Below are 26,796 nucleotides of genomic sequence, written 5' to 3'. Positions count from 1 at the left end.
GGATGCGGTAAAGACGATGCGCTAAAGACCGCACCGAGACTCACGCACCGAGCGCCACCTCTTCCCCGCTCATCTGCGCCAGCAACTGGTGAATCTGCGCGACTACGGCTGCGCCTTCGCCGACCGCTGCGGCCACGCGTTTCGTCGACCCGGCGCGCGCATCGCCGATCGCATAGACCCCTTCGACCGTAGTCCCGAGATCGCACGCGGTGGCCGAGCCGTCCGCGCTGATGCCGGTCAGCACGAAGCCTTTCGCGTCGAGCTGCACGCCGCAGGTGCGCAGCCATTCGGTGTTCGGGTCCGCGCCGGTGAAGAGAAACAGATGCCGCGTGTCGAAGTGATCGACGCCGTCGGGCAGCGGCCGCTTCAGCGCGACCGACACGAGCCCGTCCTCATCGCCCTCGAGCCGGCCCACTTCCGAATTCGGATGCACGTACACGTTCGGCAGCGAGCGGATGCGGTCGATCAGATAGCGCGACATCGTCGCCTCGAAACCGCTGCGGCGGATCAGCACGTGAACCTTGGCCGCGTGCGTCGCCAGATAGACGATCGCCTGGCCGGCCGAATTGCCGCCGCCCACCAGCACGACCTCCTGGCGCTTGCACAGCTTCGCCTCGACCGGCGACGCCCAGTAGTAGACGCCGCGTCCGTCGAAGCGCTCGAGCCCGTCGAGCGCAGGGCGCCGGTACACGGCGCCGCTCGCGATCACGATCGCCCGCGCGCTGATGTGACCGCCGCATTTCGTTTCGAGCCGATAAGGTGTCTGCCCGCAATGCAGCGCCTGCACGCTGACCGGAATTGCAACGTGCGCGCCGAACTTCTGCGCTTGCACGAACGCGCGGCCGGCAAGCGCCTGGCCCGAGATGCCGGTCGGAAAGCCGAGGTAGTTTTCGATGCGCGAGCTCGCGCCCGCCTGGCCGCCCGGTGCGCGGCTGTCGAGCACGATCACCGACAGCCCTTCGGAGGCCGCGTACACCGCGGCGGCGAGTCCGGCCGGTCCCGCGCCGACGATCGCGACGTCGTACACGTAGGTGTCGTCGAGATCGGGCAGCAGACCTAAGCGAGTGGCAAGCTCCGGCATGCTCGGATGACGCAGCACCGTGCCGTCCGGGCAGATCACGAGCGGCAGGTCCTCGCGCTGCGCGGCGAACTGCTCGATCAGCCGCAGCGCGTCTTCGTCGCGTTCGTCGATCACCGAATGCGGATGGCCGTTGCGCGACAGGAAGCCTTGCAGCATCACGAGCCGCGGGTCATTGCTGTTGCCGACGAGGATCGGCCCGCCCGCGCCCTTTTCGATCAGCGACACGCGCCGCAGAATCAGCGCGCGCATGATGCGCTCGCCGAGTTCCGCTTCGGCGACGATCAGCGCGCGCAGCCGGTCGGGCGGAATCAGCAGCGCTTCGACGGCGCTGGTCGCGACGCCGTTCACCAGCGATGGCTTGCCCGACAGTTGCCCGACCTCGGCCAGGAAATGCCCGGCGCCGCGCTCGCTGATCACATGCTCGCGGCCGATACCGTCACGCTGATAGACCTTCACGCTCCCTTTGAGCAGCACGAACATGCCGGGGCCGGTGTGCCCGGTCTCGAACAGCAACTCGCCGGACTTCCAGCGACCGACCTCGCCGAAGCGGCGCAGCCGGTCGATCTCGGCGCAAGTGAGCTCCGGAAACATCTGATGCAAACGCGTCGACAGCGAAGAAAACGGCGCGTCGGCGACGACTCCCTGCTGTCCTTCCACTTCTTGAGTCGAAACGTCCTGAGTCGAAAGCATTGAACCGCTCCTTCGATGTTCATAGCACGATTGAACGCAAGGCAACGCAATGCGCGCTCACACGCCGGGACGAGCCGTGCCGCGCGCGTCAGGCGGACGATGCCGCCGCTGATTTCTACTAGACGGCTTTGGGCGCGATATCGTCGACGGTGACTTCCGGCGGCGGCATTTCGGGCAGCGAGTCGACCGGCTTGCCGGAGTCGCGCCAGGCTTCCATGCCGCCGCGCAGCGGCAGCACGTCGGAGAAACCGGCTTCGGTGAGTTGCTTGGCCATCCATGCCGCGGAAATCTCGTTCGGGCAGGAGCAGTAGATCACGAGCTTCTGATCGCGTGGATAGCTGGCGACGATGCCGTCGAGTTGCCGCTCGTCGGCGAATTGCGCGCCTGGAATCACGAACGGATCGAGCTTGCGCTTCTCCTGCGAACGGATGTCGAACACGACCGGTGCCTGATTAGCCTTGTACAGCTTCGCGAGTTCGTCGACCTCGATGCGCGCGGACGCGAGCTTCGCAATCAACTGACGGCGGCGGATCCACCGGTACGCCGCGTACAGCACCAGCAACGCGACCACGACCAGCGCCGCCGTGCGCCCGAGCCGCCCGGCGATCGCGAACAGCATGTCGATCTGCCGCGCGAACAGCGCGCCGATGATCAGCCCGGTGCCGGACCACAGCGCGGCGCCGACGCCGTCGTAGGTGAGGAAGGTGCGGTAGCGCGTGCCCATCGCGCCGGCCATCGGGATCGACACGATCGACAGTCCCGGCACGAACTTCGCGACCGCGAGCACGCGCACGCCCCAGCGGCCGAAGAAGCGCTCGGTCTTTTTCACACAGGTGTCACGCGACAGCGACAGCCGGCAGATCGTCTTCAGCGTATTGCCGCCGTAGATGCGGCCCGCGACGTACCACGCGCTGTCACCGATCAGCGTCGCGAAGATCGACAGCACGAGGACCGGCAGCAACTGCGTGCCGACCGAGCCGGGGTGCATCGCGGCCATCGCGCCGAACAGCACGAGCGACGGCATGGCTGGCACCGGCAGCCCGAGCGCGGCGGCTAGCACGTTCGCGAAGACGAGCGCCGGTCCATATTGCGCGACGAGGTCATGTAGCATCGGTTTAACATCCGCGGCCCTTGCGGGCGCAGCGCGGTAAGGAACGCAAAGGGGAATGCAAGGATTATGGACGTATTTTCAAGACGTGCAACCGACCTGGAAATCGGCCCGTCTTGTGGCTGCAATCAGCTCTGCATATATGGCCGCATGCCCCGCTGCACAAGGGTGGCAACCGCGTGTGACAAGTGGTAGAAGGCCGGGTAAGCAGCCTCGACGAGACGCGCGAAAGCGCTTGCAAAAACCCGTAGGAAAGCGGGGATTGGCGTTCGAGCGCAACAAGCGGAAGCACGGCGACGCACGCGGGCGCGCCCAACGCGAACAATTCCACGCTGCCGCGTCGAAGCGCGACGCCACCGGCGCGAGGAGGCTGACGAGTCACGCGACGGTAATACGCCGCGCGCCTGCTTCACTGACGATGGTTGTGCTGCTCGCCCGGCAACTCGGCCCCATGCGCGCGGATCGCGGCGATCAGCTCCGCGGGCGTGATTTCGTAGCGCACTTCACGATGTATGCCCGGCTTGCGCTCATCGACCTCGATCAGCAGGATGCCTTTGCCGTCTTCGGTCGATTCGAGGCGCAGCGAGCGAAGTTCGCGCGCCGTTGCGTCGTCGTATTCGGTGAGCAGGGCCATTGACCCGGAGGACCCGGTAATGCGCATCGAAGTTGTCCTTGTTGCGTTGGTGATGGAGCCATTGTACGGGGCGGATGGCGTGCCGTCTGCCGCGTCGTCGTGCCGTGTTGCGTCTGCCTCAGTCTCGATCTCGCCCGGATTTAGTGCATTCGCGGTTGCGGAGCGAGCAACCAGTTTAACGCGACTCCTCGTTGCGACGGCTGCATTTTTCATGCCCCTCGGCGGCGCGGCTTGCGATTGGGTTTTGTCATGCGGGTGACGCGGGCGCGGGCTAGGCGGCGTCTGGCGGCACTCTCGCTGTGGTTGGCGTCGCTCCCGGATTTCCTCACCTTTCGCGCACGAATCGCGCACTGAAAAAAATAGCCCGTCCGGATAGGACGGGCCGTTAAACGCCGTTGTTACTCGGGTCAGCCTGCCCTTGCAACATTGGGCGCTGACGTCTCCATCCTCGTGCTTCGTCGGCGGTCTGTCGAGGTGGGACTAATGCGGATCTATCAGATCTAAGTGCTGCTTTCCGGTTCGACGTTCACACGAGGCCGGTCGTGTAATACACCAGGATCACGAAGAACACCGCGAGCGTCTTGATCACCGTGACCGCGAAGATGTCGCGATACGACTGCCGGTGCGTGAGACCCGTCACCGCGAGCAGCGTAATCACCGCGCCGTTGTGCGGCAGCGTATCCATGCCGCCGCTCGCCATCGCGACCACCCGATGCAGTACTTCGAGTGGAATATTCGCGGCCTGCGCGCCCTTGATGAACGTATCGGACATCGCGGCGAGCGCAATGCTCATACCGCCCGATGCCGAACCCGTAATACCCGCCAGCGTGCTGACCGACACCGCGGCATTGACGAGCGGATTCGGAATGCTTTTCAGCGCATTGCTGACGACGAGAAAGCCCGGCAGCGCCGCGATCACACCGCCGAAGCCATATTCCGACGCGGTATTGAGCGACGCCAGCAGCGCTCCCCCCACCGCTGCCTTGGTGCCGACCGCAAAGCGGTGGCTGACGCGGCCGAACGCCGTCACGATGACCATGATGATGCCGAGCAGCAGCGCGCCCAGCACGGCCCAAATCCCCACCAGAGCCTTGACGTTCGTTTCGACCGGTGCATGCAGGCCCGGCAGGATCTCCGGCGTGACCGTGAAGGACGGGCCGTACCAGGCCGGAATCCAGCGCGTCAGCAAGAAGTTCGCGACGCCGACCACGATGAGCGGCGCGATCGCCAGCAGCGGATGCGGCAGCTCTTTCGATTCGACGCGCTCCGGCTCGTTGACGAGTTCGGTGCCGTAACCCTCGCCGGTCGCCATCGCGCCGCGGCGGCGCCATTCCAGATACGTCAGACCGACCACGATGATGAACAGCGAGCCGAGCACGCCGAGCGTCGGCGCGGCCCACGAGGTGGTCTTGAAGAACGTCGTCGGGATGATGTTCTGGATCTGCGGCGTGCCGGGCAGCGAGTCCATCGTGAACGAGAACGCGCCGAGCGCGATCGCACCGGGCATCAGCCGCTTCGGAATGTTGCTCTGGCGATACAGCTCGGCCGCGAACGGATAGACCGCGAACACGACGACGAACAGCGACACGCCGCCATAGGTGAGCAACGCGCACACCGCGACGATCACCGCGTTCGCGCGCGAGCGACCGATATAGCGGATCGCGGCCGCGACGATCGACTCGGAGAAGCCCGACAGCTCGATCACCTTGCCGAACACGGCGCCGAGCAGGAACACGGGGAAGTACAGCTTCACGAAGCCGACCATCTTGTCCATGAAAATACTCGTGAAGACCGGCGCGACGGCGGCGGGCTCGGTGAGCAGGACGGCGGCGAGCGCCGCGATCGGCGCGAACAGGATTACGCTGTAGCCGCGATACGCGGCCAACATCAGAAACGCCAGCGCGGCGATAACGATGAGAAAGGTCATTGAGTCTCCATAGCCTGGTTGTTCTACCTTTTTTGCCGTCCTGATCAAGCGACGGCGCGGCGCGGTCGAAATGCAGATTCCATGCCATGCCCGGCGTTCGTCCGCTGAAGCGCTGTGGCGCCTGGCGCGGGCGTGCAGCGGCGGCCCGAGGCATCGTTGGCGGATTGTACCCGGGTGTCTCCGAAACGGGACTTCAATCCGGCCAAGATCACCTGAAACCAGGGTAAGTCACGATGCATAAGGCCTGTCGTCTGTCTCTGTTTGGAGATAAATTTGTCTAGCAATTGAGACTGATTGCAAACAAAACGATAAGTGGAGACAACGACAGCATGATGACCGACTGGACGGGCCTGCCCGCCACCTACGACGACGTGCTGCGTCGGGCGATGGAATCGCTGTTTCGCACGTTCGAAAACTTCAGTGAAGGCACCTTCATCGTAGATGGGCAAGCGCGCGTTGTCTGGATCAATAAACGGTATGCGGCGCGCTTCGGCTTTTCGGACCCGCAACAGGCGATCGGCCGCGATTGCGAAGCGGTGATCCCGAACAGTCTGATGCGCGAAGTCGTCAACACCGGCAAGCCGATCCTGCTCGACATCATGGAGACCGATCGCGAGCCGCTCGTCGTCACGCGTCTGCCGCTGAAGGACGATGCCGGCGCGACGATCGGCGCGGTCGGCTTCGCGCTGTTCGACGAGCTGAAAGCGCTGTCGCCGCTGTTTTCGCAGTACTCGCGGCTGCAGCAGGAGCTGATCGCGACGCGCCAGTCGCTCGCGCAGGCGCGCCGCGCGCGCTATACATTCGGCAGCTTCGTCGGCACGAGCGCGGCGTCGCTCGAAGTGAAACGCCAGGCGCGGCGCGCGGCGCAACTCGAAGCGCCGGTGCTGCTGCTCGGCGAAACCGGCACCGGCAAGGAACTGCTCGCGCACGCGATTCACGGCGGCTCGGCGCGCGCGCATAAGCCGCTCGTCAGCGTCAACGTCGCGGCGATTCCCGACACGCTGCTCGAAGTCGAATTCTTCGGCGCCGCACCCGGCGCGTACACCGGCGCCGATCGCAAGGGGCGGGTCGGCAAGTTCGAGCTCGCCAACGGCGGCACGCTGTTTCTCGACGAGATCGGCGACATGCCGCTGCCATTACAGGGCAAGCTGCTGCGCGTGCTGCAGGACAAGGAGTTCGAGCCGCTCGGCTCGAACCGCGTCGTGCGTGCGGATGTGCGGATCATCGCGGCGACCTCGGCCGATCTGCCCGCGCTCGTCGCGGCCGGACGTTTCCGCGCGGACCTGTTCTACCGGCTCAACGTGCTGACGATCCTCGCGCCCGCGCTGCGCGAGCGTCCGTCCGACATCGAGGCGCTCGCGTACGCGATGCTCGAAGATCTGGCCGCGCAGGCCGGCGGCGGCAGCCACTTCGAATTACACGACGACGCGTTGCGTCTGCTGTGCGCGTACGACTGGCCCGGCAACGTGCGCGAGCTGCGCAACACGTTGGAGCGCGCCGTGATGCTGTCCGACAGCGAACGCATCGATGCGCGCGTGCTTGCGCCGTTCATCGGCTCGGGGCAGGGTGGCGCGACGGCGTCGACGCGGACCCCGTCTGTCGCGGCTGCCAGCGTGGACGTTGCGGCCACCGCGGAACCCACCTCCTGGAGCGACGCGATGGCCGCCTTCGAAAAGCGCTTTCTGTGCGACGCGTTGCGCGCGAACGGCGGCCGCGTGATCGACACTGCGAAACAGATCGGCATGGGCCGCGCGACGCTGTACAAGAAGATCGCCGCGCACGGCATCGACGTTTGACGCGCCGCGCCCGCCCGGCCGCACGGCGCGAACTGACGCAGCATGAGGGCAGCGTGGCACAATCGCGAGATCGAAAAACAAGACGTGACCGGGGTCTCCATGAAACGCCTTTCCTTCTTCGCGCGCCGTTCGAGCGTCATGCTGGCCGTCGGCGCGATCGTCGCGCTTGGCGGGTGTAGCAGCAGCGCGCCGCTGTTCCTGCCGGACGGCCGCTTAACCACGCTCGTGCAATGCCCGGTCGGTTCCGACTCGTGCTCGCAACAGGCGGCCGCCAGTTGCAATGGCGCGTTCGACGTCGTGCGGCAGTCGAGCCAGGGCGGCACGCTGAGCCTGATCTACGCGTGCCGCGCGACCGCGAAGTAAGCACCTTAAGCCGCGCCGGCGCAACGCCGGCGCGCGCGGCAGTTCCATCCGCAGGCGGCATTGGTTTTTTCACCTGTTCCAGGTGATTCCCTGCCAAGTCCCGATACGCTTGCGGTTACCACATGGCTGTCATAAATTCATGTGCCTAATGTGGTCCGATCCGCGATTAGCATGCGAATTGGGTTAAGTACGCCGCACGCGGCTTTTTTACAACGTTGAGTCGCCGTGCACCGATTATCCTTTGCGCCCCGACAACGATTTATCTTTGCCTTCGGGGTGTCCAACGAGGTTCAGTGCGGCAGGCAACGGAACGTGAAATTTGACAGCAGTATTCTTTTTAAACCGTTGGGAATTTACCCCGACGAGAAGAAACTGCCGGTTTTTTTCCGGCGCAGAAAACGAAGAGGAAGGTTTTCCCCGCTGCTGGCGGGCATTAGTTCGGGTCGCGCGGGCCAACGCGACTTATGCTTTCGATTTTTTTGCTTCAACACTAATTCAATAGAATCCGGGGAAAGCAATGAATCATCAGCAACTCGAAAAAGATATCGAGCATCTCGAACAGATAATTTCCCATATTTCCGCAGAAGACCGTATTCCGTTGTCTTACTGGCGAAACCGCCTCCAGCACGTTTCCGGCGCGGTTATCGTGCCGGCGCAGGCAACCCGTGTCAAACGCCTCGATGCCGCGCTTTGCGCATTGGAAAAACGGCAGAAAGCCTGAGTGTCGTCACTAAGTCCGGCAAAAGGAATCGGCAATCAGGAAAGCCGTCGTGTGCGTTTTCACCGGACCGGTTATATCTTTCGGTTGATCCGCCAAAGTGACATGGGCGCGCGCACGCTTTCTTTTACCGACACAGGACGAACATGCAGATAGCAGGGCTTGCCGCGACCCGGCTCGCGAGGGTGACCACCACGATGCAGGGCTACGTGGAGCGCGGCGAAGTGGCGGGGGTGGTGGCGCTCGTATGGCGGCGCGGGGAACTCGGCTACTTCGAACCGATAGGCCTACGCGACGAGGCCGCGCAATTGCCGATGGAGCGCGACACGCTGTTTCGCATCGCGTCGATGACGAAGCCGGTGACGAGTGCCGCGATCATGATGCTGATCGAGGAAGACCGCCTCGCGCTCGATGCGCCCGTTTCGCGGTGGCTGCCCGAGCTTGCGGCGCCGCGCGTGCTGCGTGATCCGAGCGGCCCGCTCGACCAGACCGATCCGATTCGCGCGCCGATTACGGTGCTCGACCTGCTCACGCATCGCGGGGGCTTCGCGTATCACTTCACGGCGACGGGCCCGCTCTCCGAAGCCTACTCAGCGGCTTTCAACGGCTTCGAGGCAAGCGGCGGCAACAGCGCGTGGCTCGCGCGCATCGCCGCACTGCCGCTGATGTTCCAGCCCGGCTCGCGCTGGCACTACGGCGTGGCGACCGACGTGCTCGGCGTGCTGATCGAACGCGTGAGCGGCATGCCGCTCGGCGAGTTTTTCCGCACGCGCATTTTCGAGCCGCTCGGCATGCGCGACACCGCGTTCTGGGTGCCCGACGCGCAGCTTGCTCGCCTCGCCACCGCGTACAACATCGATCCGGGAACGCGGCGTCGCGTGGTCGAGGATCATGCGGCGGCGAGCCGCTGGGCCAATCCGCGGCGCTTTCAGAGCGGCGGCGGCGGGCTGGTCTCGACCGCCGAGGACTATCTGCAATTCGCGCAACTGCTGCTCGGGCGCGGCCGCGTCGGCGGCACGCGGCTGCTGTCGCATCGCTCGGTCGACCTGATGCGCAGCAATTTCCTGAGCCGCGACCAGCGTCGCCTGCCTGCGTTCGGTCACGTGATCTGGGCGGGGCAGGGCTTCGGCCTTGGACTATCGATCGTCGACGATCCGGCGCAGCAATTGCCGCTCGGCTATCGCTCGCTCGGCTCGTTCGGTTGGCCCGGCGCGTACGGCACGAGCTGGTTCGCCGATCCGGTCGAGAACATGATCGGCCTCATGCTGATCCAGCGTCGCTCGATCGACCCGTTCCCGATGGCCATCGACTTCGAACGCCGCGTCTACGATGCGATCGACGATTGAGCGAGGCCTTCGCGCCTGCGCTCGGCCGCGTGATTCACTATCCTGTGATTTATTCGTCTGATAGTGTCCGCTAACCATTCATCGCGATTCATCGCAGTGCGTCCAACCGAGGGGGAACACCGGCATGGCCTCTTACAAACAGTTGACTGCGCAACTCGAAAAACTTCACAAGGAAGTCGCAGCCGCGCGCGACAAGGAAGTCGCGCAAGCTGTCGCCGATATCAAGCAGAAGATTGCCGAATACGATCTGACCGCCGAAGAACTCGGCTTCACGAGCGCCGCGCCGAAGCCGCGCCGCAAGTCGTCGGCGACGGCAGTCGCCAAGTACCGCAATCCGAAGACCGGCGAAACCTGGAGCGGCCGTGGACGCTCGCCGGCCTGGCTCGTCGGGAAAAATCGCGAGCGGTTTCTGATCGAAGGTTGAATTTCGCCGTGGATGCCGATGCGTCCGTGTTCTCTGAAGTGATGCGTCGTTTGACTCGCTCCGCACCGTTGAGAAGGTCCCGAAAACGCTCACCTTTGCGTGACGCCTGGACGTGTCCAGCGAGATTCACCGATGCGCTCGAAGCTCGCGGGATGCTTCGGTGAGCCAGGCTTTGTCGCGCGACGCACCGCCGCAGGTGCGAATCACCATCGTGTCGCGCCGCTCCTCACAGCTCGCCGCAAACCCGCGCCAGCCTTTGCCGGCGGGCGTTTCCAGGCGTCGAGCCGGAGCCTGTTCGTAGCGTTGCGACGCTTTACCGCGGTTTTCCCGCACATCGCGGTTGTGGTGCGTGCGCCGCGGCAGGTGCGTGCATGCGCTTCGCGATCCTCACCTTTGGCCGCGAATCATATCCGCCGCCGCAAGTCCCCGAAAACACTCACCTTTGCCCGCGGGCATGCGCGGCGCGGGACGCTTGCGCGGTCGCCCCGTCCGGTGCCGCGGCCCTTTCCCCCGGCCGTCGCGCCAGACGTGTATCATTCGCACCTTGCGCCGTTTTTGCACCAGCGATTCCCGCATTGTCGAACCAGTGCCGGCCGATTCCGGCCCGCGCCCGACTCCCGCAGCGCGACGCCGCCGCGCCACGCGCGGCATACCGGCCGCCCGAGGCCGCCGGGAACCGCCCGAACCCCTTTCCGTGACCGCCAGACCCGATGTCAGTCTCCGAACTCAAACGCCGCCGCACGTTCGCGGTCATTTCCCACCCGGACGCGGGTAAAACCACGCTCACCGAAAAGCTGCTGCTGTTTTCGGGCGCGATCCAGATCGCCGGTACGGTGAAGGGCCGCAAGAGCAACCGCTACGCGACGTCCGACTGGATGGAGATCGAAAAGCAACGCGGCATTTCGGTCGCGAGCTCGGTGATGCAGTTCGAGTACGGCGATTGCGTGATCAACCTGCTCGACACGCCGGGCCACGAGGACTTTTCCGAAGATACCTACCGCGTGCTGACCGCGGTCGACGCCGCCGTGATGGTGATCGACGGCGCGAACGGCGTCGAAGCGCAGACGCTGAAGCTGCTTGAAGTCTGCCGCAGCCGCAAGACGCCGATCGTCACGTTCATCAACAAGCTCGACCGCGAAGTGCGCGAGCCGCTCGAACTGCTCGACGAAATCGAGCAGCACCTCGGCGTAGCGGCAGTGCCGTTCACATGGCCGATCGGCATGGGCAAGGATTTTCAGGGCGTCTACGACGTCCAGCGCGATCAGGTGCGGGTGTTCCGCGCCGGCCAGGATACGGCCGGCGGCGCGGTCGAAACGCTGCAGGCACTGAGCGACGAGGAGGGCGAGCGCCGTTTCGGCCACGCGTGGGTGCGTGCGAAGGAAGAGATCGATTTGATCAGCGGCGCGACGCCCGAATTCGACCGTGAGCAGTTTCTGGCCGGGCAGCAGTCGCCGGTGCTGTTCGGCTCGGCGATCAACAACTTCGGCGTGAAGGAAATTCTCGACGCGCTGGTCGACCTCGCGCCGCCGCCGTCGATGCGTATGACCGTGCAGCGTCCGGTGCAGCCGGAAGAGTCGAAGTTCACCGGCGTCGTGTTCAAGGTGCAGGCGAACATGGACCTCGCGCACCGCGACCGCGTCGCGTTCATCCGCGTGTGCTCGGGGCGTTTCGAGCGCGGCATGGCGGTGAAGGTCACGCGCTCGAACAAGACGTTCCGCGCGAACAACGTGGTCACGTTCCTGTCGCAGCGTCGCGAGACGGTGAGCGAGGCGTATCCGGGCGACATCATCGGTATTCCGAATCACGGTACGCTCAGTCTCGGCGATACGCTGACCGAAGGCGAGCAGCTTCAGTTCGTCGGCCTGCCGTTCTTCGCGCCGGAAATTTTCCAGACCGTCGAAGTGGTCGATCCGATGCGCGCGAAGCAGCTCGGCGAAGCGCTGAAGCAGCTCGGCGAGGAAGGCGCGATCCAGGTGTTCCGTCCCGAAGCGGGCGGTCTGATGATTCTCGGCGCGGTCGGGCAACTGCAGTTCGAAGTGGTGTCGCACCGTCTGTCGACGGAATACAAGGTCGACGTGCGGATGGCGCCGGCGCGCTACCGGCTGTCGCGCTGGGTGACCTGCGACGATCCGGCCGAGTTGCGCCGCTTCACCGACTCGTACTCGGCGCGGATCGCGCTCGATGCGTCCGATGCGCCGACCTATCTGGCCTCGCACGTGTCGGAGATCGAAGTCGCGCAGAAGGCGTGGCCGAAGATCGTGTTCAACGAGTTGCGCGAGCACTCGGGGGCGCCGTTCAAGAAGGCGATGTAAAGCGGCGAGTCCGCTGGTTTCGAAGCAAAAAAGCCGCGTCGATCGACGCGGCTTTTTTCTTTTCGGTCGCCACGACGTCCCGGCGGCAGCGCGCGACTTCGCCTATGCTGACGGAACCACCCGCCCCGCCGCGAAGCCGGCTCCAATTCCTGTCCAACCGCATGGAGCGACCGTGACCGTTCGCAATCTCGACGCCCTGTTTCGCCCGAAATCCGTCGCCGTGATCGGCGCGTCCGAACGGCCGGGCAGCATCGGCGCGATGGTCTGGGCGCGCGTGCTCGAAGGCGGCTTCGACGGCCCGCTGTGGCCGGTCAATCCGAAGCACGCGACGCTCGGCGTGCACCCGGTGATCTCCGACGTAAGCGATCTGCCGCAGGCGCCCACCGTCGCGGTGATCTGCACGCCGCCCGCGACATGGCCCTCGTTGATCCACAAGCTCGGCGGCATGGGCACGCGCGCCGTGATCATCGTCGGCGAGGCGCGCAGCGAGGAAGACCGGCTGGAGCTGCGGCACGCGCTGTCGGCGGCGCGGCCGCATCTGTTGCGCATCGTCGGGCCGGGTAGTCTCGGCGTGGTGTCGCCGGCAATCGGCGCACATCTGGGCGCGCCGTCTTGCACGGTCAAGGCGGGGGGCGTCGCCTGGGTGTCGCAGTCGAATGCGCTGACCAACGCGGTGCTCGGCTGGGCACGCGCGCGCGGGCTCGGTTTTTCGCACGCGGTGGCGCTCGGAGCGGAGGCCGACGTCGATGCCGGCGACGTGCTCGATTACCTCGCGAGCGACCCCGGCACCCGCGCGATCCTGGTCGAACTCGACAGCGTGCGGGCGGCGCGCAAGTTCATGTCGGCCGCGCGCGCGGCGGCGCGCAACAAGCCGGTGCTCGCGCTGCGCTCCGGCCGCGACGATCCCGCCGACGGTCTCTATACAGCGGCGTTCCGGCGCGCGGGCCTCGTGCGCGTCGACGCGCTCGACGATCTGCTCGACGAAATCGAAACGCTCGGCGTCGGCCGCGTGGCGGCGGGCGCCACCGCGACGCTGATTACCAGCGACCGGGGTCTCGCGACGCTCGCGCGCGACGCGTTCGGCGCCGCCGGCGGCCTGCTCGCGCCGTGGCCGGCCGCGGCGTCGGTTGCGCTGCGCGAGGCGCTGCCGCTCGCGGTGGGCGGCAATCCGCTGCTGCTCGGCGACGGCGCACGTCCTGAACACTTCGGCACCGCGCTGAAGCTGCTCGGCGAGTATCGCGAGACCGGCACCGCCGTCGTGGTGCACGCATCGACGCATGGAGCGCCCGTCGACGACGTCGCGCAGGCGCTGATCGAGCATCAGCGCTTTGCGTATCGCGGGCTGCTCGCATGCTTCTTCGGCGGTGTCGATGCGGCGAGGCGCGACGCGCTGCATGCGCAGGGCATCCCGGTGCACACGACGCCGCAGCGGCTCGCGCGCGCGTTCGCCCGGCTGGTCGATTACCGGCTGGGTCGCGAATTGCTGATGCAAACGCCGGAAGGCCTGCCCGCGCAGATTCCCGAGTCGATCGACGCCGCCCAGGCGCAGGCTCGCGAAGCGTTGGCGGCGGGCGAAAGCGAGCTCGCCGGGGACGCGGCGGCGCGGTTTCTGGCGCGATTCGGGTTGCAGGTGGAGGGTGCGGAAGAAGGGGGCGCCACTGCGCCGGGCCCCGCTGCGCCGTGCGCCGATGCCGACAGCGCGACAAAACCCATCGTCGACGTCGCCGTCGAACTGCACGACGACGACAACTTCGGCCCCGTGTTCCGCTTCGCCGCGCCGCCGATCGACGGCGTTTCCAGCGGGTTGCACGTGTACGGCCTGCCGCCGCTCAATCCGATGCTCGCGCGCGATATCGTCACCCGTTCGCAATACGCGAGGCTGGTCGCGCCGGAGCCGACGCTCGCCGCGTTGACGGCATTGTCGCAAGCGGTTTGCGACGTGCGCGAGATCGTCGGCCTGTCGTTGAAGCTGAGGGTCTACCGGGACCGCGTGACGGTGGTCGATCCGGTGTTGCGGGTCGGCGGGAAGCGCAGCCGTCTCGCGATCGTGCCGTATCCGCGCCGCTTCGAGGAAACGATCGACTGGCAGGGTATGCGTATAACGGTACGGCCGATTCGCCCGGAAGACGAAAACGCGCATCGCGAGTTCGTGAACGCGATGACGCCGGAAGATTTGCGGCTGCGTTTTTTCGGTGCGGTCGGCGCGTTCGACCACTCGCAACTCGCGCGCATGACGCAGATCGATTACGACCGGGAAATGGCGCTGATCGCGACGGTCGAGAACGAAGACGGCGTCGCGCAGACGCTCGGCGTGGTGCGCGCGGTGGCCGATCCCGACAACGAGACAGCCGAATTCGCGGTGACCGTGCGCTCGGATCAGAAGGGGCGCCGCCTCGGCCAGTTGCTGATGCAGCGGATCATTGCGTACGCGCGGGCGCGCGATACGCACTGGCTGATCGGTGAGGCGCTGCGCGAGAACACCGCGATGATCGCGCTGGCGAGGGCCAGCGGCTTCACGATCACGCGGACCGAAGACCCCGGCGTGGTCGGCTTCCGGATGGCGCTCGACGAAACGGCGGGGGCGGAGCCGAAGTCCGCCGCGCAGAATCAGCCGGGGGTTTGAGCGGCTTAGGTCGCGAGCCGCTCAACGCACGGCTTCATCACCTCACGCCGCCAGCTTCTGCGCCGCCTCATCGACTTGCGCGCGCGTGACCGACAGCTCATCGAGCCATGCCTGCGCATACACCGCCCCGGTTTCGCGCTCGAGCCGCGCGATCGTCGCGGCGCAGCGGTTCGCGTCCTTCAGCGTCGAAATGAACGATTTCACCGACTCGCCGCCCTTGAACGCGTCGAATAGCGGCACGCGAATTTCATCGGGCAGCGGGCGGGTGGTCCATTGGTACGGCTTGCCGTTGAACGTCAGCGACGGCGGCAGCACGCGCTCCTTGCGCGCGGCCGGAATCAGGCCGTAGGTGCGCGCCGCTTCGCCGATCTTCTCGGGCGAAAACAGCTCGTCGGGCGTGATGTCGAATTGCTGGATGAAAGTCTCGATGCTTTGCATCGCGGCGGCGCGGTCGTCGCGGCGCTTCTGCGCGTGAGCGACGATGTCGCGCAGTTCGTCGGCTTCTGCCGCGGTGATCGTGAAGCTCGACTGCTTCTGCTGGAGTTCGGAAAAACGCTGGAATTCGGAATCGGTCAGAAGTTTGGCCATTGCTCAATCGATGCGCGCGCATGAGTCCGTCATGCGGCGGTATTTTGGAAGGGCCGCCATTCTAAACCAAGTGCGCGTGCGTGCAGCCGCACGAACGTCGTCGCGCAACTTGCCGCGCACCTTGTCGATTACGCGGCCTGCTCGCGGAACATCGACAGCGCCTGCACCGTGTCGCGCAGCAGCGTGGTGGCCGCTTCGAGCGTCGGCGCGACGTATTCGTCGATCCGCCGCAGATACGGACAGGTGAGCACCGCGATCGCCTGTCCCGACGGCGCGAGGATTGGGAACGTCACGTCGGTGACGCCGAAGGTCTGCTGGCTGTCCTTCTGCCAGAAGCCCGCCGCGCGGATGCGTTCGCAGGCCTCCTCCAGCGCGTCGCGATCGAGCGTCACTTCGCCCTTCACCTTGGTGTGCTCGGCAAGCATCTGCTGACGCTGCTCGACGCTCTGGAACGCGAGCATCACGCGCCCCGAGCCGGTGTCGATCAGTCCGACCCGCGAGCCGAGCCGCACCGACATGCCCCACGTGCCCGGCCCGTCGACCTGGGCGATCACCAGCAGGTTGCCGCGGTCGTAGACGACGAGGTGGCACGACTGCTCGGCCGCGTCGGCGAAGCGCTGCATCAGCGGCAGTGCTTCGGCGATCAGCCGGTTCATCGGCGGATGACGGTGCGCGAGCGCGAACAGCTTCAGGCTCAGCGAATAGCGGTCTCCGGCCGCCGAGCGCACCACGTATTGACGCGCGACGAGGCGTTCGAGCATCCGGTACATCTCGCTCGCATTGCGGCCCAGCTGGCGCGTGATTTCGGCGCGCGTGAGTCCTTCCTTCTGCTCGGACAGCAGCTCGAGAATGTCGAGGCCTTTATCCAGTGCGGGGGCGCGGTAGCGGTCGTCGTCTTTGTCTTCGGCGTCCATCGTAAGGGTAGGGGATCTCGTCGGGATTTCTTATTATCTGGCGCGCGCGCAGCGTTTCGCGAACTGAATGTCTGCTGTCCAGGGAAAACCCCCGGGCATCGCGTCGCGCAGTTTTCTTGACTTGGAAAAATTCGAATATGAATAATACGTTCATTGGTGAATGAATGCACGCGTGAGCAAGGCGCGCCTTTTCTGGCTGCGCATTGGGCCCGTCGCATGGTAAAAACACCACAAAATAGGGAGACACGCTCATGTCGGCATCGATCGGATCCAGGATCGGGCAACGGCGCCGGATCGGCCGCGGCTCGTTGCAGGTGAGCGGACTAGGGCTCGGCACGGCGCCGCTCGGCGGCCTGTATCGCGACCTGTCCGACGAGGAGGCCCATGCGACCATCGCCGCCGCCTGGGACGCGGGCGTGCGCTACTTCGACACCGCGCCGCATTACGGCAACACCAAGGCCGAGCATCGGCTCGGCGCCGCGTTGCGCCACTATCCGCGCGGCGAATATGTGCTGTCGACCAAGGTCGGCCGCCGCTTCGTGCCGCGCACGTCGCCATTCGACGACCGCGAAGGCTGGCAGAATCCGCTGCCGTTCGAAGCGATCTACGACTACACGCACGACGGCATTCTGCGTTCGTTCGAGGACAGCCAGCAGCGCCTCGGCATCATCGATATCGACATCCTGCTCGTGCATGACATCGGCCGCCTCACGCACGGCGACCGGCACCCGCACTACTGGCGGCAACTAACCGAAGGCGGCGGTTTCCGCGCGCTGGAGCGCCTGCGTTCGACCGGCGCGATCAAGGCGGTGGGCCTCGGTGTCAACGAAGGCGCGGTGATCCTCGACGCGATGGCTGAGTTCGATATCGATTGCGCGTTGCTCGCGGGCCGTTATACGCTGCTCGAGCAGACCACCCTCGAAGATCTGCTGCCCGCCTGCGAAGCGCGTGGCGTCAGCATCCTGCTCGGCGGCGCGTTCAATTCGGGCATTCTGGCGCGCGGCGTCGAAGGCGATCTGAAGTTCAATTACGGCGCTGCGCCGCCCGAGGTGATCGAGCGCGTCGCGCGTCTGGAAGCGGTGTGCCGCGCGCACGATGTGCCGCTCGCCGCCGCCGCGTTGCAGTTTCCGTATGCGCATCCGGCGGTCGCCACCGTGCTGACCGGCGCGCGCAGTGCCGACGAATTGCGCGAGAACGTCGCGTCGTTCGAGCAGCCGATCCCCGCGGCCTTGTGGTCTGCATTGCGCGCCGCGGGCCTGCTCGACCCCCGCGCGCCCGCGCCCGAGGACTGAACCGACCATGCCGATCGACGCTCACCAGCACTACTGGGACCCCGCGCGGGGCGACTACGAGTGGCTGACGCCGGAGCTGAAAATTCTCTACCGGCCGTTCGGGCCTGATGATCTGAAGCCGTTGCGCGAACAGGCCGGCATCGAGCGGACCGTGGTCGTGCAGGCCGCGCCGACGCTCGACGAAACCCGCTACCTGCTCGACATCGCGCGGCACGAGCCGTCGATCGCGGGCGTGGTCGGCTGGGTGCCGCTGCTGTTGCCGAACGCGCCCGATCTGATCGAGGCGCTCGCGCGCGAGCCGAAGTTCAAGGGCGTGCGGCCGATGCTGCAGGACCTGCCCGACGACGGCTGGATCGCGAACCCCGACCTCACGCCGGCGATCGACGCGCTGATCGCGCACGACCTCGCGTTCGATGCGTTGATCTACGCGCGTCACGTGCAGTACGTCGAGATTTTCGCGCAGCGTTTTCCGGCGTTGCGCATGGTGGTCGATCATGGCGCGAAGCCGCCGATCCGCTTCGGCCAGGCGGGCTACGAGGTGTGGCGCGATGCGATTACCCGGCTCGCCGCATTCCCTCAGCTGCACTGCAAGCTGTCGGGACTCGCGACCGAGGCATCGCCCGGCTGGACCGAAGACACGCTGCGGCCCTACGTCGAGCATCTGCTGAACACTTTCGGCCCGGCGCGGCTGATGTGGGGCAGCGACTGGCCCGTGCTCGAACTGAACGGCGACTATCTGCTGTGGCATTCGGTGGCGACCACGCTGCTCGCGTCGTTGAGCGACGCCGAGCGCGACGCCGTGTTCGGCGAGAACGCCGCCGCGTTTTATCGGCTTTGATTTCGTTAGCAGCCCATTCAACTGGAGTCGTAGATGACGCAAAGACTGGCCGGCAAAACGGCCCTAATCACCGCGGCGGGACAAGGTATCGGTCTCGCCACCGCCGAACTGTTCGCGCGCGAAGGCGCGCGCGTGATCGCCACCGATATCCGCATCGACGGACTCGCCGGCAAGCTGGTCGAGGCGCGCAAGCTCGATGTACTCGACGGCGCGGCGATCAAGGCGCTCGCCGCTGAAGTCGGCACGATCGACGTGCTATTCAACTGCGCGGGCTACGTGCATGCGGGCAATATCCTCGAATGCAGCGAGGAGGACTGGGATTTCGCGTTCGACCTCAACGCGAAGGCGATGTACCGTATGATTCGCGCGTTCTTGCCGGCCATGCTCGAGAGGGGCGGCGGCTCGATCATCAACATGTCGTCGGCGGCGTCGAGCGTGAAGGGTGTGCCGAACCGCTTCGCGTACGGTGCGTCGAAAGCCGCGGTGGTCGGGTTGACCAAGTCCGTCGCCGCGGATTTCGTTACGCGTGGTGTACGCTGTAACGCGATTTGCCCGGGCACGGTGTCTTCGCCGTCGCTCGAACAGCGGATCGCCGCGCAGGCGCAAGCGCAGGGCGCGTCGGTCGATGCGGTGCAGGCCGCGTTCGTCGCGCGTCAGCCGATGGGCCGCATCGGCAAGCCGGAGGAAATCGCCGCGCTCGCGCTGTATCTCGCGTCCGACGAGTCGTCGTTCACGACGGGCCAACTCCATGTGATCGACGGCGGATGGTCGAACTGATTCTGATTGATTGACGAACCGAACACTACTGAACGTAAAGGAAAGTGCAACGATGAAACTGCTTCGTTATGGGCCGAAGGGCCAGGAAAAGCCGGGCCTGCTGGACGCGCAAGGCAAGATTCGCGATCTGTCGAAGGTGGTGGGCGATATCGACGGCGCTGTGCTCGGCGATGAAAGCCTCGCGAAACTGCGCGCGATCGATCCGGCAACGCTGCCGCTCGTCGAAGGCAATCCGCGCGTGGGCCCGTGCGTCGGCAAGATCGGCAAGTTCATCTGCATCGGCCTGAACTACGCGGATCACGCGGCGGAATCGAACCTGCCGGTGCCGGCCGAACCGGTCATCTTCAACAAGTGGACGAGCGCGATCAGCGGCCCGAACGACGACATCGAAATCCCGCGCGGCTCGAAGAAGACCGACTGGGAAGTGGAACTCGGCGTCGTGATCGGCAAGGCGGCGAAGTACGTCGACGAAGCGAACGCGCTCGAGCACGTGGCCGGCTACTGCGTCGTCAACGACGTGTCGGAGCGCGAATGGCAGATCGAGCGCGGCGGCACGTGGGACAAGGGCAAGGGCTTCGACACGTTCGGCCCGATCGGCCCGTGGGTCGTCACGCGAGATGAAGTCGCCGATCCGCAGAACCTGAGCCTGTGGCTCGAAGTGGACGGCCATCGCTACCAGAACGGCAGCACGAAGACGATGATCTTCAGTGTCGCGAAGCTGGTGTCGTATGTGTCGCAGTGCATGAGCCTGCAGCCGGGCGACGTGATCTCGACCGGCACGCCGCCGGGCGTCGGCATGGGCGTGAAGCCGAACCCGGTATTCCTGAAGCCGGGGCAGACGGTGCGTCTGGGTATCGAAGGGCTCGGCGAGCAGACGCAGAAGACTTACGCGGCGGAGTAACGCGCTTTCTCTTCCTGTCTTGTCGCTGTGAAATGCAAGGCCGTTCCTGTTACGAGCAGGAGCGGCCTTTTTCATGCCGCGCGGCTTTAACTCCCCGCCTCCTGCTCTCCATTCTCCCCAATCCGATTCACGGTCCCCTGCGCAACCGCCACCAGCTTCTCGCGATTCCCCTCCATCACGAACACGCTGCACTGGCAGGTCGCCTGATGCCGGCCCGCATAGACGACGCTGGCGCGCGCGATCAGCGTGCCCTTCACTGCCGGGCGCAGATAGTTGATCTTGTATTCACCGGTCACGACTCTCGGACCCAGCGACAGTGCGCCCGCGAACGTCAACGCATTGTCGGCGAGATAACTGATGACGCCGCCATGCACGAAGCCATGCTGCTGCCGCAGTTCATCGCGAATCGGCAGACACAGGGTGAGCTCTTCGCTGCTGGCGTGCATCAACTCCGCGCCTAGCAGCATGCTGAACGGCTGGGCGTGCAGTGCGCCGCGCGCCCGGTCGAGTAGGTCGGTCATCGTGGTTCCTTCGTGCAGGGTCGGGGTGGTGCATCGGTGCAGCAGTACATCCGCACGGCGAGCGCCACGCGGTCCCTACCCACTCTAGGAAGTGCCGCTGCACTGCGCAAGGTGATTCCTCGCGATGAACGGAGCATTGTTGCGCAAAACGACCACAATCGCGACGATCGCCGATGAAACGTGCACGTAGGGCGCTTTTTGCGGGATTTGACCTCAAGCCATTAATCGGGCTGCCGTTAACCCTGGTGTAGCCTCCGTCATCCTTTGTTCCCAGGTGTCCCCGATGTTCAGCAAGATCAAGGTCGCATCCGGCCTGCTATGTGTTCTGGCCGCGTTCTGCGTCTTCCAGCTCGTCACGGTAGGGTTGGGGTTCTGGTCGCTGACCCGCACGCACGACGACGTCGGCGATCTGGCGAGCATCGCGCTGAAGCAGGTCGACGCGGTCAACCAGACGACGCAGCGCCTGATGGACGCGCGCATCAACCTGTCGCGCGCCGGCACGCGCATGGTGCGCGGCGGCGCCGAGCCGACGGACATCGTGCAGCACGCTCGCGAACAGCTCGCCGCCGCCGATCAGTCTTTCGCGGGCTTCATGAGCGCCCAGAAGACCAGCGACGAAGACAGCGCGCGCGCCACCGCGCTCGCCGAACGCTACAAGACGCTGCACGGCGCGCTCGCGGAGCTCGTGCAGTATCTCGACTCGAACAACATTCAGGCCTTCCTCGATCAACCCACGCAATCGTTTCAGGACGCCTATCTGGCGGAAGTGCACAACTTCGAGCAATTCGGCGACGCCGCGAGCCGCGCGTCGCTAGCTTCGATCGATGCGCGCGTGGCGGCGTTTCGCATCGTCAGCGTGGTGATTCTGCTCGTGCTGGTCGCCGGCACGCTTGCCGTCTATACGGCGCTGCGCCGCGGCGTCGTGGCACCGCTCGAAGAGGCGGGCCGCCACTTCGAGCGCATCGCGCAAGGCCGTCTCGATCAACCGATCGCCGCGCGCGGCAGCAACGAAATCGGCCGCCTGTTCTCCGGCCTCGCGACGATGCAGGCGAGCGTCGCACGCACCGTCAGCCGCGTGCGCGAATCGGCGGACTCGATCCATCTCGGCGCCAACGAAATCGCGACCGGCAACGCCGATCTGTCCGCACGCACCGAAAACCAGGCGGCATCGCTCGAGGAAACGGCGTCGAGCATGGAAGAACTGACGGCGACCGTGCGCCAGAACGCCGATCACGCGCGCGAAGCCAACGCGCTCGCCGAGACCGCGCTCGACGCAACGTCGCGCGGCAGCGAAGTCGTCAACCAGGTGGTCGACAAGATGCGCGGCATCGCGCAGAGCTCGGACAAAATCGCCGAGATCATTTCGGTGATCGACGGTATCGCGTTCCAGACCAACATCCTCGCGCTCAATGCCGCCGTCGAGGCGGCGCGTGCCGGCGAGCAGGGCCGCGGCTTCGCGGTCGTGGCCGGCGAAGTGCGCGGCCTCGCCCAACGCAGCGCGCAATCGGCGAAGGAAATCAAGACGCTGATCAGCGAATCGGTCGCGGAGATTCAGGGCGGCTCGGCGCTGGTCGAGCGCGCCGGCGAAGCGATGAGCCATGTGTCGGCGTCGATCTCGCGCGTCACGCAGATGATGGCCGAAATCAGCGCGTCGTCGCTCGAGCAGAGCACCGGCATCGAGCAGGTGAACCAGGCGGTCGTGCAGATGGACGAGATGACGCAGCAGAACGCGGCGCTCGTCGAGCAGGCCGCAGCGGCGGCGGCTTCGCTGCATCAGCAGACCGAGCAATTGAAACAGGCCGTTTCTGTGTTCGAAATTTCTGAAAGTGTGTTGCGCACGCAACAGCGGACTGCAATGTCCGCAGTAAATGCTGAATTCGCATTAACCGGAATGCATGCGCTTTAAGCAGCGACGCTTGAAAACGCGACGCAGAAATAGAAAATGGCCCGCGTAAAGCGAGCCATTTGCATTAGACGCAGGGGCCTTTAGAGGCCTATCGTGACGCCCAAGTCTGTCTCAAAGTACCTGAAGGTACTTAGATCGACTGGATGTTTGCAGCCTGCTTGCCCTTCGGGCCTTGCTTGACTTCGAACGACACTTTCTGGTTTTCCTGCAGGGACTTGAAGCCCGATGCCTGGATTTCCGAGAAGTGTGCGAACAGGTCTTCGCCGCCGTCGTCCGGGGTGATGAAGCCAAAGCCCTTTGCATCGTTAAACCACTTAACAGTACCTGTTGCCATTTTTGATCCAAATAAATGTTGTGTATTGCATCGCGACCGCTCTTGCTCGAATGCAAAGCGAGCGCGAGGGAAGAGTTGTATCACGTCTTTATGACAGACGCCAATCAACATGCATCCGGGTATTCCCGGTTTTGATGTTTTTTCGCGCTTTGAGAACGTTTGGCGAGAACTTTTTTCGCGCTAGGGTTTACCAGCGGCATTAATTTCCTCGCGACCCGGCGGCGGATCGTCGTCCATGCATGCGGCTCTTTATTGAGACGATCAAGCGTTCAATTTCATTTATCGATGAACAAATTCGGCTAAGTTCCCGCTGCCGATTCGGCACCCACGGGCAGCGCCGCATAGGCGGTAGCCAAGTGATAAGGCGTGGTTGACGGCATGTCGGCGCGCGCAACTTCACCGCTCGACGTCTTGCATTCGAACCAGCCATGTTCATGCAAAAAGCATCGCTGAAAACGCGCGATCTGTTGCGGCAGCGCCGCGCGCACGGCCGGATCGTCGTGACAGGCGAGCGCGCGCAGGTATTCCGTCTGCGCCCAGATCCGCTGAGTCGCGTCGCTGACGTTGCCAGCCTCGTCGAGCGATGCGCACACCCCGCCGTTGTTCGGGTCCACGCCATGCTGTTGCGCGAAGGCGAAAGCGCGCACCAGCGCTTCCGTTAGCCCCGTGCCGTCGAACAGCGCGCCCGGCTGCCTGACCAGCCAGTACCACTCGAACTGATGTCCCGGCTCAAGACGATTGCCGCTCGCACCGATCGGCAGTTCAGCGATGCAGCCGCTCGGCGCATGCACGAAGTGTCGCGCGACCGCGCCAGCGAGGCGGCGCAACGCGGCGCCGAAGACGTTATCGCGCGTCGCCTGGCAGGCGGCGAGCCACGCTTCGGTCAGGTGCATCAGCGGATTCTGCAGCGGCGTGGCGGTGACTTTCGAAAAGTCGACGTTCAGCGCGGCGTTGAACAGATCGCCGTCGGCCGCGAAGTTCGACTGGATCAGCGCGGTCGTGCTGTGTACGAGCTTCAGCGCGTCGAGGTTGGCGGAGCGCCGCGCGTATTCCGCGCAAGCGAACACGACGAAAGCGTGCGTGTAGAGATCCTTCGTCGTGTCGAGCGGCACGCCGAGCGCGTCGACGCTATAAAACCATCCGCCGTGCTCGGCGTCCCGAAAGGTGCGCGTCAGCGAATCGAACAGCACGCTCGCGTGTTCCATGTCGCCCGCTTGCGCAAACGTGAACAACTGCCGCGCGCACGCCATCGCCCGATAGCGTTGCGCGGGCAAAGGCTCGGCTCCGGTGGCGTCGAGCGCTTCGTAGGGCAGCTGCAACGCGTGGTTGAAGCCGGGCCCGCGCCACATCGGCAGCACCACATTCGCGAAGTGCTCGCGCAGCGCGTTCGCGGCGGTGGTCGTCGAAGCAGGGGGAGGGGTCGTGCTTGGCATGGTCGGTTGGTTCGGGCGCGGAACGTGCGCAGTGTATCGAGGCGGCGCTCAGGGTGGCGGCTCAGGGGTCCGCTCGGCCGGGTCGCTGTGGTCTGCGGCCTAGCATAAAGCAAACGCCTCGCGCTGACACCTCGAGTCAAGCAAGCATCCGGAATGCTCGACGCCTGCGAGGTCGTGAAACGCGCGAGGGCCTCGAAAGCGCGCAAATCGTCGGGGAATGGCTTCGGCGCGGGCGGAGCGCCATGCGACAATGCTGGCTCTAAATATTCCAACGGCAATGACGAGCGGCATCCGGCGCCCGTTCCTGGCGACGACCGCTTTTTCCTCTATGGCAGATTCCGCAGCATCCCCGCAGTCCAGGCCCCGGCGCGTCGCTTCGAAGAAGCAGCGGCAGGGCGCCGTCTCCACTGAAACCGAAAACAAGCTGGCGCGCGCGGCGCGCTCGGCGCAACGCCTCGCGCAACTGAGCGGCGTCGCGCGCGACGACAGCACGCTCGACCTGTTCCCCGACGATCCCACCCGCGCGACGCTCGAAGCGATGAACATCGACGTCCGCCAGGGCACGCTGCACGGGTTCGAGTTGCCGGACGTGGTGCTGCAGGCGGTCGGCGCATTCGATGAACACATGGCGCTCGACAAGACTGCGCGACGCGCACCGCGTGCGGCGAAACTTGATGTACCGATGCCGGTGAACGAGCAGTTGAGCGGGTTTGACGTCGAACCGGCGATGGCGGCTGCCGATGCGCCCGCAAGCAAGCCCGCGAACGGCGCCTCCGACGATGCAACGCCGAACGCCGGAGCAAACACCGACGACAAACTCACCCCCCCTTCGCGTGAGTCATCCGCGCCGCTGAGCTCGGCGATGGCCGCCGCGACCGTCGCGCGCAGCGTGACCGCATTGCGTCAGGCGGCTGAAGCGGAGTCGGCAGCGACGGCGGGCGCGGGCAAGCCGCAGCAGCGTTTCGCTGCGACCTTTGCGAAAGCCGCGACGGCATCGCGCGATGCGACTGCGGCTGCGATTCCAGCCTCGTCCGCAACGTCCGCCGCGACCGACGACGACAGTAGCACGCGCATGTCCACCAACGAGTCCGTGACGCGTACTCAGTCCGCCTCGCCAGAGGCTGTGACGCCGAAACAGGACGACAAGTCCTCGACCACCGCGCCGTTGACGACACCCCGGCCCGCGTCCGCAGACAACCACACCGGATTCGCCACGTCGTGGCGTGACGCGCGCCGCACCGACGCGGCTGCCACCGCGCAACGCTCGGAACCGGAACTCGACCGCGCGCGTGCCACCGCGTTCGCCGATACGGTCGATGCGCTCTATGGCGTGATTGCCGATCAGCGCCGCGCCGCGACCGATCATTCGCGGCGCGTGAAATGGATGCTGTCGATCGTGGTCGGTGCACTGCTGGTGACGGTGGCGATCGGCATCGCGCAGACGCTGCTGCTGATGCGCCTCACACACGAGACGACGGCCCAGCAACAGCGCATCGAACAAATGATGCAGAACCAGCAAGCGGCGATGGTGAGCCTGCTCGACTCGCATACGGCGATGGCCGCGACGGCGAACACGGCGACAGCGAACGCGGCGACGGCGACCGCCGCCGTCACGACCCCCACCGCGGCGCTCCCCAACGCGCCCCTACAGCCCAGCGCTACGCCGACACACGCGAGGCATGCTCGCGCTCAGCACGGCCGCCCACCCGGTCGTTGAATCGGGGGATGTTGTCGCGATGCAACACCTCCCGGCGCCGTGACACCGCGACAACGACCGCACCGAAATTTTGCTGCATTGCACTAGCTTTTTCCTAGGGAAAACCCCTATAATCATGGCTAAGGGAAAACCCTAGCAATGCAGTCACTAACCGGGAGTCGCCATGAGCTTCATCTTTGCACTGTTCCAAAAGATCAGCGACCTCTTTGCGTCGCCTCATCTGCCGCTGGATTCGGACTATTCGTATGCGGCCCGTGCCCGCGAAGCGGAGCGTCTGCGCCGCGCGCAGTCCACGCTGTTCGGCATCAAGCTGACGGACTAAGTCCAGCCGTACCTTCCTCAGCGCGACACGACGCGCTGGGGCGCGCACCTCGGGTGCGTTATTCATTGAGCCACTATTCGCGAAATGCGAATCGTGGCTTTTTGTTGTGCGCCCAGCATGGGCGCACTCTTGTGGGTGCAAGTCCCACCGCAAGTTGATCACAGCGAGCGAAGCGAAGCGCAACTGCGCGAGGGCGACCGGGCGTAGGGAGGAAGCGTGGAGCGAAACTGC

Annotated in this window: 23 protein-coding genes; 14 read left to right on the top strand and 9 right to left on the bottom strand. The window is 65.2% G+C overall.

The window, feature by feature from the left end; genetic code table 11:
- Positions 1-40: 40 nt before the first annotated feature.
- From AB3X95_RS24095 to AB3X95_RS24080, 4 genes are all read right to left on the bottom strand, one after another.
- Positions 41-1,771, bottom strand: coding sequence for an FAD-dependent oxidoreductase (locus tag AB3X95_RS24095; protein ID WP_176366389.1), 1,731 nt, complete (start codon positions 1,769-1,771; stop codon positions 41-43).
- 118 nt (positions 1,772-1,889) lie between these two features.
- Entirely contained in the window at positions 1,890-2,882 is a 993-nt protein-coding gene (locus AB3X95_RS24090) for a DedA family protein/thiosulfate sulfurtransferase GlpE (protein WP_176107133.1), read from the bottom strand.
- 406 nt (positions 2,883-3,288) lie between these two features.
- Positions 3,289-3,540, bottom strand: a complete 252-nt coding sequence (locus AB3X95_RS24085) for a hypothetical protein (protein ID WP_008921056.1) — start codon at positions 3,538-3,540, stop codon at positions 3,289-3,291.
- A gap of 499 nt (positions 3,541-4,039) precedes the next feature.
- On the bottom strand, positions 4,040-5,440 hold the full coding sequence (locus AB3X95_RS24080) for a GntP family permease (RefSeq protein WP_176366388.1): 1,401 nt from the start codon (positions 5,438-5,440) through the stop codon (positions 4,040-4,042).
- 329 nt (positions 5,441-5,769) lie between these two features.
- On the opposite strand from AB3X95_RS24080, the gene AB3X95_RS24075 reads away from it, so the two are divergent.
- The 7 genes from AB3X95_RS24075 (at position 5,770) to AB3X95_RS24045 (ending at position 15,022) form a co-directional block, all read left to right on the top strand.
- Positions 5,770-7,236 (top strand): sigma-54 interaction domain-containing protein, encoded by a 1,467-nt coding sequence (locus AB3X95_RS24075; protein ID WP_368622715.1) that lies wholly within the window; start codon positions 5,770-5,772, stop codon positions 7,234-7,236.
- 99 nt (positions 7,237-7,335) lie between these two features.
- Positions 7,336-7,599, top strand: coding sequence for a hypothetical protein (locus AB3X95_RS24070; protein WP_368622714.1), 264 nt, complete (start codon positions 7,336-7,338; stop codon positions 7,597-7,599).
- Positions 7,600-8,116: 517 nt separating this feature from the next.
- A complete protein-coding gene (locus AB3X95_RS24065; protein ID WP_018438439.1) occupies positions 8,117-8,320 on the top strand; it encodes a hypothetical protein in 204 nt (67 codons plus the stop codon).
- 143 nt (positions 8,321-8,463) lie between these two features.
- Positions 8,464-9,663 carry a serine hydrolase gene (locus tag AB3X95_RS24060; protein WP_184225444.1) on the top strand — a complete coding sequence of 400 codons (1,200 nt, stop codon included), beginning with the start codon at positions 8,464-8,466 and terminating at the stop codon, positions 9,661-9,663.
- Positions 9,664-9,787: 124 nt separating this feature from the next.
- Entirely contained in the window at positions 9,788-10,087 is a 300-nt protein-coding gene (locus tag AB3X95_RS24055; RefSeq protein WP_368622713.1) for an H-NS family nucleoid-associated regulatory protein, read from the top strand.
- A 710-nt stretch (positions 10,088-10,797) separates the two neighbouring features.
- Positions 10,798-12,399 carry a peptide chain release factor 3 gene (locus AB3X95_RS24050; RefSeq protein ID WP_368622712.1) on the top strand — a complete coding sequence of 534 codons (1,602 nt, stop codon included), beginning with the start codon at positions 10,798-10,800 and terminating at the stop codon, positions 12,397-12,399.
- Between the two features lie 172 nt (positions 12,400-12,571).
- Positions 12,572-15,022, top strand: a complete 2,451-nt coding sequence (locus AB3X95_RS24045) for a GNAT family N-acetyltransferase (RefSeq protein WP_368622711.1) — start codon at positions 12,572-12,574, stop codon at positions 15,020-15,022.
- 42 nt (positions 15,023-15,064) lie between these two features.
- On the opposite strand, the gene AB3X95_RS24040 is transcribed toward AB3X95_RS24045, so the two are convergent.
- Positions 15,065-15,610, bottom strand: coding sequence for a hypothetical protein (locus AB3X95_RS24040; RefSeq protein WP_368622710.1), 546 nt, complete (start codon positions 15,608-15,610; stop codon positions 15,065-15,067).
- Positions 15,611-15,738: 128 nt separating this feature from the next.
- Positions 15,739-16,524, bottom strand: coding sequence for an IclR family transcriptional regulator (locus AB3X95_RS24035; RefSeq protein ID WP_176366385.1), 786 nt, complete (start codon positions 16,522-16,524; stop codon positions 15,739-15,741).
- Positions 16,525-16,775: 251 nt separating this feature from the next.
- Here AB3X95_RS24035 and AB3X95_RS24030 point away from each other — a divergent pair, with 251 nt between their 5' ends.
- From AB3X95_RS24030 to AB3X95_RS24015, 4 genes are read left to right on the top strand one after another with little or no spacing between them, the layout of a single operon-like run.
- On the top strand, positions 16,776-17,816 hold the full coding sequence (locus tag AB3X95_RS24030) for an aldo/keto reductase (RefSeq protein WP_368622709.1): 1,041 nt from the start codon (positions 16,776-16,778) through the stop codon (positions 17,814-17,816).
- A 7-nt stretch (positions 17,817-17,823) separates the two neighbouring features.
- Positions 17,824-18,654, top strand: coding sequence for an amidohydrolase (locus AB3X95_RS24025; protein WP_368622708.1), 831 nt, complete (start codon positions 17,824-17,826; stop codon positions 18,652-18,654).
- A gap of 33 nt (positions 18,655-18,687) precedes the next feature.
- A complete protein-coding gene (locus AB3X95_RS24020; protein ID WP_368622707.1) occupies positions 18,688-19,431 on the top strand; it encodes an SDR family oxidoreductase in 744 nt (247 codons plus the stop codon).
- A gap of 52 nt (positions 19,432-19,483) precedes the next feature.
- On the top strand, positions 19,484-20,332 hold the full coding sequence (locus AB3X95_RS24015) for an ureidoglycolate lyase (RefSeq protein WP_184225448.1): 849 nt from the start codon (positions 19,484-19,486) through the stop codon (positions 20,330-20,332).
- Between the two features lie 86 nt (positions 20,333-20,418).
- Here AB3X95_RS24015 and AB3X95_RS24010 read toward each other — a convergent pair whose 3' ends face one another.
- The gene (locus tag AB3X95_RS24010) at positions 20,419-20,853 is read right to left on the bottom strand and encodes a PaaI family thioesterase (RefSeq protein ID WP_176120798.1); all 435 of its coding nucleotides are present in this window, start codon (positions 20,851-20,853) and stop codon (positions 20,419-20,421) included.
- Between the two features lie 283 nt (positions 20,854-21,136).
- Here AB3X95_RS24010 and AB3X95_RS24005 point away from each other — a divergent pair, with 283 nt between their 5' ends.
- Positions 21,137-22,759 carry a methyl-accepting chemotaxis protein gene (locus AB3X95_RS24005; protein ID WP_368622706.1) on the top strand — a complete coding sequence of 541 codons (1,623 nt, stop codon included), beginning with the start codon at positions 21,137-21,139 and terminating at the stop codon, positions 22,757-22,759.
- A gap of 130 nt (positions 22,760-22,889) precedes the next feature.
- Here the strand turns inward: AB3X95_RS24005 and AB3X95_RS24000 are convergent, their stop codons facing one another.
- Entirely contained in the window at positions 22,890-23,093 is a 204-nt protein-coding gene (locus AB3X95_RS24000) for a cold-shock protein (RefSeq protein WP_013092907.1), read from the bottom strand.
- A gap of 299 nt (positions 23,094-23,392) precedes the next feature.
- Complete coding sequence (locus AB3X95_RS23995; protein ID WP_368622705.1) at positions 23,393-24,526, bottom strand: AGE family epimerase/isomerase; 1,134 nt, start codon at positions 24,524-24,526, stop codon at positions 23,393-23,395.
- A gap of 328 nt (positions 24,527-24,854) precedes the next feature.
- Between AB3X95_RS23995 and AB3X95_RS23990 the strand changes: the two genes are divergently transcribed.
- Together AB3X95_RS23990 and AB3X95_RS23985 are read left to right on the top strand one after the other, a co-directional pair.
- Positions 24,855-26,243 (top strand): hypothetical protein, encoded by a 1,389-nt coding sequence (locus AB3X95_RS23990; RefSeq protein WP_368622704.1) that lies wholly within the window; start codon positions 24,855-24,857, stop codon positions 26,241-26,243.
- A gap of 163 nt (positions 26,244-26,406) precedes the next feature.
- The gene (locus AB3X95_RS23985; protein WP_176107149.1) at positions 26,407-26,565 is read left to right on the top strand and encodes a hypothetical protein; all 159 of its coding nucleotides are present in this window, start codon (positions 26,407-26,409) and stop codon (positions 26,563-26,565) included.
- Positions 26,566-26,796: the final 231 nt, after the last annotated feature.

Source organism: Paraburkholderia sp. BR13444 (genome assembly GCF_040948755.1).
GTDB lineage: Bacteria > Pseudomonadota > Gammaproteobacteria > Burkholderiales > Burkholderiaceae > Paraburkholderia > Paraburkholderia youngii.
The sequence above is the reverse complement of the archived record's forward strand: the minus strand, read 5'-3'. Positions and strand labels throughout refer to the sequence as shown.

What these genes read in the sequence shown, in the direction of transcription:
- AB3X95_RS24030 (WP_368622709.1), top strand. Translation starts at nt 16,776, where the DNA reads ATGTCGGCATCGATCGGATCCAGGATCGGGCAACGGCGCCGGATCGGC.
- AB3X95_RS24065 (WP_018438439.1), top strand. Translation starts at nt 8,117, where the DNA reads ATGAATCATCAGCAACTCGAAAAAGATATCGAGCATCTCGAACAGATA.
- AB3X95_RS24050 (WP_368622712.1), top strand. Translation starts at nt 10,798, where the DNA reads ATGTCAGTCTCCGAACTCAAACGCCGCCGCACGTTCGCGGTCATTTCC.
- AB3X95_RS24085 (WP_008921056.1), bottom strand. Translation starts at nt 3,540, where the DNA reads ATGCGCATTACCGGGTCCTCCGGGTCAATGGCCCTGCTCACCGAATAC.
- AB3X95_RS23995 (WP_368622705.1), bottom strand. Translation starts at nt 24,526, where the DNA reads ATGCCAAGCACGACCCCTCCCCCTGCTTCGACGACCACCGCCGCGAAC.
- AB3X95_RS24095 (WP_176366389.1), bottom strand. Translation starts at nt 1,771, where the DNA reads ATGCTTTCGACTCAGGACGTTTCGACTCAAGAAGTGGAAGGACAGCAG.
- AB3X95_RS24005 (WP_368622706.1), top strand. Translation starts at nt 21,137, where the DNA reads ATGTTCAGCAAGATCAAGGTCGCATCCGGCCTGCTATGTGTTCTGGCC.
- AB3X95_RS24060 (WP_184225444.1), top strand. Translation starts at nt 8,464, where the DNA reads ATGCAGATAGCAGGGCTTGCCGCGACCCGGCTCGCGAGGGTGACCACC.
- AB3X95_RS24020 (WP_368622707.1), top strand. Translation starts at nt 18,688, where the DNA reads ATGACGCAAAGACTGGCCGGCAAAACGGCCCTAATCACCGCGGCGGGA.
- AB3X95_RS24075 (WP_368622715.1), top strand. Translation starts at nt 5,770, where the DNA reads ATGATGACCGACTGGACGGGCCTGCCCGCCACCTACGACGACGTGCTG.
- AB3X95_RS24090 (WP_176107133.1), bottom strand. Translation starts at nt 2,882, where the DNA reads ATGCTACATGACCTCGTCGCGCAATATGGACCGGCGCTCGTCTTCGCG.
- AB3X95_RS23990 (WP_368622704.1), top strand. Translation starts at nt 24,855, where the DNA reads ATGGCAGATTCCGCAGCATCCCCGCAGTCCAGGCCCCGGCGCGTCGCT.
- AB3X95_RS24025 (WP_368622708.1), top strand. Translation starts at nt 17,824, where the DNA reads ATGCCGATCGACGCTCACCAGCACTACTGGGACCCCGCGCGGGGCGAC.
- AB3X95_RS24010 (WP_176120798.1), bottom strand. Translation starts at nt 20,853, where the DNA reads ATGACCGACCTACTCGACCGGGCGCGCGGCGCACTGCACGCCCAGCCG.
- AB3X95_RS24015 (WP_184225448.1), top strand. Translation starts at nt 19,484, where the DNA reads ATGAAACTGCTTCGTTATGGGCCGAAGGGCCAGGAAAAGCCGGGCCTG.
- AB3X95_RS24000 (WP_013092907.1), bottom strand. Translation starts at nt 23,093, where the DNA reads ATGGCAACAGGTACTGTTAAGTGGTTTAACGATGCAAAGGGCTTTGGC.
- AB3X95_RS23985 (WP_176107149.1), top strand. Translation starts at nt 26,407, where the DNA reads ATGAGCTTCATCTTTGCACTGTTCCAAAAGATCAGCGACCTCTTTGCG.
- AB3X95_RS24070 (WP_368622714.1), top strand. Translation starts at nt 7,336, where the DNA reads ATGAAACGCCTTTCCTTCTTCGCGCGCCGTTCGAGCGTCATGCTGGCC.
- AB3X95_RS24040 (WP_368622710.1), bottom strand. Translation starts at nt 15,610, where the DNA reads ATGGCCAAACTTCTGACCGATTCCGAATTCCAGCGTTTTTCCGAACTC.
- AB3X95_RS24080 (WP_176366388.1), bottom strand. Translation starts at nt 5,440, where the DNA reads ATGACCTTTCTCATCGTTATCGCCGCGCTGGCGTTTCTGATGTTGGCC.
- AB3X95_RS24035 (WP_176366385.1), bottom strand. Translation starts at nt 16,524, where the DNA reads ATGGACGCCGAAGACAAAGACGACGACCGCTACCGCGCCCCCGCACTG.
- AB3X95_RS24055 (WP_368622713.1), top strand. Translation starts at nt 9,788, where the DNA reads ATGGCCTCTTACAAACAGTTGACTGCGCAACTCGAAAAACTTCACAAG.